This is a genomic window from Pseudomonas sp. Sample_9 (assembly GCF_004307535.1).
Taxonomy (GTDB): Bacteria; Pseudomonadota; Gammaproteobacteria; order Pseudomonadales; family Pseudomonadaceae; genus Aquipseudomonas; species Aquipseudomonas mercuritolerans.
On record NZ_RAZO01000003.1, the window covers coordinates 1 to 5,008 of the forward strand.

A 5,008-nucleotide genomic window follows, 5' to 3' on the forward strand; every position below is an offset into this window, starting at 1 on the left:
ACCGGGATGCCTTTGAAGTAATCGCTCATGCAGCCTTTGTCGGCGAAGCAGCGGGCGAAGCCGCTGGCGAGGAAGAAATCGGCGAAGCGTGGAATCACTCCGCCAACGATAAACACCCCGCCGCGCGCGCCAGTGGTAAGCACGTTGTTGCCGGCGACGCGGCCGAGCCAGCAGCAGAACTGCTCGAGCACTTCCAAAGCAATCGGGTCACCGGCGAGGCCGGCGGCGGTAATCGCTTCCGGCGTCTCAAGCTTCGGCTCATGGCCATCGACCGCGCAGATCGCCCGGTACAGCCGCGGCAGGCCGCCGCCGCTCAACGCGGTTTCCGCGCTGACATGGCCGATCTCGTTGTAGATGTGTTGCCACAATTGCGTTTCCCGCGGGCTGCTCAGCGGCAGGTCGACGTGGCCGCCCTCGCCCGGCAACGCGGCAAAGCGCCCTTCGCCGAGATCGAGCAAGGTGCCGACACCCAGGCCAGTGCCCGGGCCGATTACCACCGCCGGACGCAACGGCTCCGGCGTGCCTTCGCAAACCACGCGGAATTCGCCGGGCTGCAAGCGGGTCATGCCCAGCGCCATCGCCGAGAAGTCGTTGGTCAGCAACAATTGTTCGACCTGCAAGGTCTTGCAGAACGCGCTGCGACTGAGGCGCCAGTGATTGTTGGTGAATTTGAATTCATCGCCACTCACCGGACCTGCCACCGACAGGCATACCGAGCCGATTGAGCCCGGCGCCAGACCGAGCCCGCTCAGGTACAGAGCGATTGCCTCTTCCGGGCTGGCAAAGTCGGCCGTGGCCAGCACCTGAACCGATTGCAGTTGCTGGTTTTGCCACAACGCGAACCGCGCGTTGGTGCCTCCGATGTCACCGACCAAAGCCAGTTTCAATTAAGCGTCTCCAGGGCAGAAGTGAAGGCGCTGGCGCCCTGCTCCGCCGAGCTGAAGGCCATGCGCATGAAGCCAAACAGCTCGCGGCCGCTGCCAATGTTGTTGCCCAACAGGCCCTTGGCAGGTTCGCGCGCTGCAAATTCGGCGGCGTCGACCTTCAGTTCCAAGGTGCCTTTGACGCCATCGACGCGGATGATATCGCCCTCTTGCACGCGCGCCAAAGCACCACCGACATAAGCTTCCGGGCTGACGTGAATCGCTGCGGGGATTTTCCCCGACGCGCCGGACATACGCCCGTCGGTGACCAGCGCCACTTTGAAGCCGCGATCCTGCAATACGCCGAGGAACGGCGTCATCTTGTGCAGCTCCGGCATGCCGTTGGAGCGCGGGCCCTGGAAGCGCATCACGGCGACAAAATCCTTCTCCAGCAGACCGGCCTTGAATGCGTCCGCCAGGTCCTGCTGATCCTGGAACACCATCGCCGGTGCTTCAACGATCTGGTTTTCCAGCGCAACCGCAGAAACCTTCATCACCCCGCGACCGAGATTGCCCTCCATTACGCGCAGACCACCCTCCGCCGAGAACGCACGCGCCACTGGACGCAGGATGTTTTCGTCGAGGCTGTCGGTCGGGCCTTCGCGCCAGACCAGCTCGCCGTTATCGAGGAACGGCTCTTTGGTGTACTGGCTCAGGCCATGGCCGAGCACGGTGTTGACGTCTTCATGCAGCAGGCCGGCGCCGAGCAGTTCGCGGATCAGAAACGACATGCCGCCCGCTGCCTGGAAGTGGTTGATGTCGGCTTTGCCGTTCGGGTAGACGTGGCTCAGGGTCGGCACGACTTCGGAGAGGTCGGCCATGTCCTGCCAGGTCAGTTGAATGCCAGCGGCCATGGCGATGGCCGGCATGTGCAGGGTGTGGTTGGTCGAGCCGCCGGTGGCGTGCAGCGCGACAATCGAATTGACCAGGGAACGCTCGTCGACGATTTCGCCGATCGGCATGAAGTCGCCGTTCTGCTTGGTCAGGCGCGTGACCTGATGCGCGGCTTCGCGGGTCAGGGCGTCGCGCAGTGGTGTGTTCGGGTTGACGAAAGACGCGCCCGGCAAGTGCAGGCCCATGACTTCCATCAGCAACTGGTTGGTGTTGGCGGTGCCGTAGAAGGTGCAGGTGCCCGGGCTGTGGTAGGACTTCATCTCCGATTCCAGCAGCTCTTCACGGGTCGCCTTGCCTTCGGCGTACTTCTGGCGGACGTCGGCTTTCTCCTTGTTGGAAATCCCCGAAACCATCGGCCCGCCCGGGACGAAGATCGTTGGCAGATGGCCGAAGCGCAGCGAACCCATCATCAGGCCCGGCACAATTTTGTCGCAGATGCCGAGCATCAGCGCGCCGTCGAACATGTTGTGCGACAGCGCCACGGCGGTCGACATGGCGATCACTTCGCGGCTCGGCAGGCTCAGTTCCATGCCCGGCTCGCCCTGGGTCACGCCGTCGCACATCGCCGGAGTGCCGCCGGCGAACTGGCCGACCGAGCCGATTTCGCGCAGGGCATTCTTGATCTGTTGTGGAAAGACTTCGTACGGCTGGTGCGCCGAAAGCATGTCGTTATACGAAGACACAATGGCGATGTTCGCCGAGTTCATCATCCGCAGGCTGTGCTTGTCTTCAGTGCCGCACCCGGCCACGCCGTGGGCGAAGTTGGCGCATTGCAGCTTGCCGCGCATCGGGCCGTCGGTGGCCGCGCCGCGAATCAATGCAAGGTAAGCCTGACGCGTGGCGCGGCTGCGGGCGATAAGCCGTTCGGTGACCTCAAGAACGCGGGGATGCATGTGTAGAACTCCAGGCTAACGGATGTGGCGACCTGATTGTCTATGCTGATCAAACGCCGTTGTTGTTGGAATGACAGACGGCTTTTTTGACCATTCGGACCAGTTGATTCAGGTCACTCGTTGTAGATAAAACAAAATATTGCCATTAAAAAGGCTTGTTTTCTATTTTTATGCGAATAATCTTGTAATTCCAACAACAAAACGACGGCGGCGCTGTTCCATGACTCTTCGAATTGCAATCAATGGTTTCGGCCGCATCGGCCGTAATGTCCTGCGCGCACTGTATACCCAAGGCTATCGTCAAGACCTGCAGATCGTCGCGATCAACGATCTGGGTGACAGTTCGATCAATGCCCATCTGCTCAAATACGACACCGTCCACGGCACTTTCGACGCCGAAGTGGCGCACGATAACGAAAGCCTGACGGTCAATGGCGACCGCATCGCAGTCAGCGCCATTCGCAACCCGGCCGACCTGCCGTGGGCCGCTGAAAAAATCGACGTAGTGTTCGAATGCACCGGTTTGTTTACCGACCGTGCCAAAGCCGCCGCGCATATCAGCGCCGGCGCCCGCAAGGTGATCATTTCTGCCCCGGCCAAAGGCGCCGACGCCACCGTCGTTTATGGCGTCAACCACGACATTCTGCGTCAGTCGCACCAGATCATTTCCAACGCTTCGTGCACCACCAACTGCCTCGCGCCAGTGGCGCAGGTGCTGCATCGCGAGCTGGGCATCGAAAGCGGCCTGATGACCACCATCCACGCCTACACCAACGACCAGAACCTCACCGACGTCTATCACAGCGACCCGTACCGTGCCCGCTCGGCCACGCAGAACATGATCCCGAGCAAGACCGGCGCAGCCGAAGCGGTAGGCCTGGTGCTGCCGGAACTGGCGGGCAAACTGACCGGCATGGCTGTGCGCGTACCGGTGATCAACGTGTCGCTGGTCGACCTCACCGTGCAACTGAAGAAAGAAGCCAGTGCCGACGAAGTCAACGCCCTGCTGAAAGCGGCGAGCCAGCATTCGAAGATTCTCGGTTACAACACCTTGCCGCTGGTTTCCAGCGACTTCAACCACAACCCGCTGTCGTCGATCTTCGACGCCAACCACACCAAAGTCAGCGGCAAGTTGTTGAAAGTGCTGGCCTGGTACGACAACGAATGGGGCTTCTCCAACCGCATGCTGGATAACTGCCTGGCGTTGTGTAACGCGGAATAATCCCGGCCGGTCCCCAATCCCTGTGGGAGCGAGCCTGCTCGCGAAAGCTATCTGTCAGTCAATATGGAGCTGACTGACACGACGCCTTCGCGAGCAGGCTCGCTCCCACACGAGATCCGATTTCAATTCGAAATCAGCACTTGACCATTCAGCTGGATGATAAGCATTATCATTCGCTCGAAATGGATCAGGTCCTCCCGTGAGTCAATCGCGCTTCAACCACGTCTTCCTCGCCCAGCGCACTTCCCTGCTGCGCACGCTGGAACGGATGGTCAACAATCACAGCACCGCTGAAGACCTGTTGCAGGAGACCTACCTGCGCGTGACCCGGGCGTTGAGCGAACGGGCCATCGATCACCTTGAACCCTTTGTCTTCCAGACCGCGCGCAATCTGGCGTTGGATCATTTGCGTGCGCGCAAGATTCATGCGCGGACCATGGTCGACGATGTACCACAGGACGTGGTGCAGAGCATCGCCGCGCCGGCCAGCAGCGCTGAAGACGCCGCCCACGCTGAACAACTGCTGGAGCGTCTGAACGTGAGCCTCAGCCAACTCAGCCCGCGCCAGCAGCAGATCTTCATCCTCAGCCGTTTGCACGGGCACAGCTATCAGGAAATCGCTGATGAACTTGATGTTTCGCTGAGCACCGTGCAGAAGGAACTGAAACTGATCATGTCGATCTGCATCGGCGTTGCCGAACGACATAACGGCAGTGGCAAGCTTTGAGCTGCAAGCTTCAAGCGGCAAGCAAAAACGAAATGCAGTAACCCATCCGGCTTGCAGCTTGCAGCTTGAAGCTAGAAACTGCTTCGCCAGAAGCCTTGCTTCGCCAGAAGCCCTGAGGAACCACCGTGACGGACACCCACCGCTCGCCTTCGCCCGATTCGGCGCGGGACGCTGCAGCTGCAATGGACCAGGCGCTGGACTGGCTCATCGTGCTCGGCAGCCCGGATGAGGAACAGACCCGGCAATTTCATGCCTGGCTGGCGGCTGATCCGTTGAATGCCGAGGCGTTCGCCAAGGCCCAGGCGATCTGGGACGGCCCGCAAGTCGCACTGTGCGCCGAGGCTCTGGC

The 5,008-nt window shown here is 60.9% G+C and carries 5 protein-coding genes; 3 read left to right on the forward strand and 2 right to left on the reverse strand.

Annotated features, from left to right (window positions below):
* Together D6877_RS00170 and edd are read right to left on the reverse strand one after the other, a co-directional pair.
* The coding region (locus D6877_RS00170; RefSeq protein WP_130909461.1) for a glucokinase at window positions 1–887 on the reverse strand (887 nt) is incomplete at its 3' end.
* Entirely contained in the window at window positions 884–2,710 is a 1,827-nt protein-coding gene (gene edd, locus D6877_RS00175) for a phosphogluconate dehydratase (protein ID WP_130909462.1), read from the reverse strand. The genes edd and D6877_RS00170, both read right to left, overlap by 4 nt.
* A gap of 220 nt (window positions 2,711–2,930) precedes the next feature.
* Here edd and gap point away from each other — a divergent pair, with 220 nt between their 5' ends.
* From gap to D6877_RS00190, 3 genes are all read left to right on the forward strand, one after another.
* A complete protein-coding gene (gene gap, locus D6877_RS00180; protein WP_016773526.1) occupies window positions 2,931–3,932 on the forward strand; it encodes a type I glyceraldehyde-3-phosphate dehydrogenase in 1,002 nt (333 codons plus the stop codon).
* A gap of 199 nt (window positions 3,933–4,131) precedes the next feature.
* On the forward strand, window positions 4,132–4,659 hold the full coding sequence (locus D6877_RS00185) for a sigma-70 family RNA polymerase sigma factor (RefSeq protein ID WP_076563927.1): 528 nt from the start codon (window positions 4,132–4,134) through the stop codon (window positions 4,657–4,659).
* A gap of 125 nt (window positions 4,660–4,784) precedes the next feature.
* Window positions 4,785–5,008, forward strand: a 224-nt coding sequence (locus D6877_RS00190) for a DUF4880 domain-containing protein (RefSeq protein ID WP_241662823.1), incomplete at its 3' end; no start/stop codon positions are given.

Excerpts from the sequence above, each read along its gene's own strand:
- gap (WP_016773526.1), top strand. The coding sequence starts at position 2,931 with ATGACTCTTCGAATTGCAATCAATGGTTTCGGCCGCATCGGCCGTAAT.
- edd (WP_130909462.1), bottom strand. The coding sequence starts at position 2,710 with ATGCATCCCCGCGTTCTTGAGGTCACCGAACGGCTTATCGCCCGCAGC.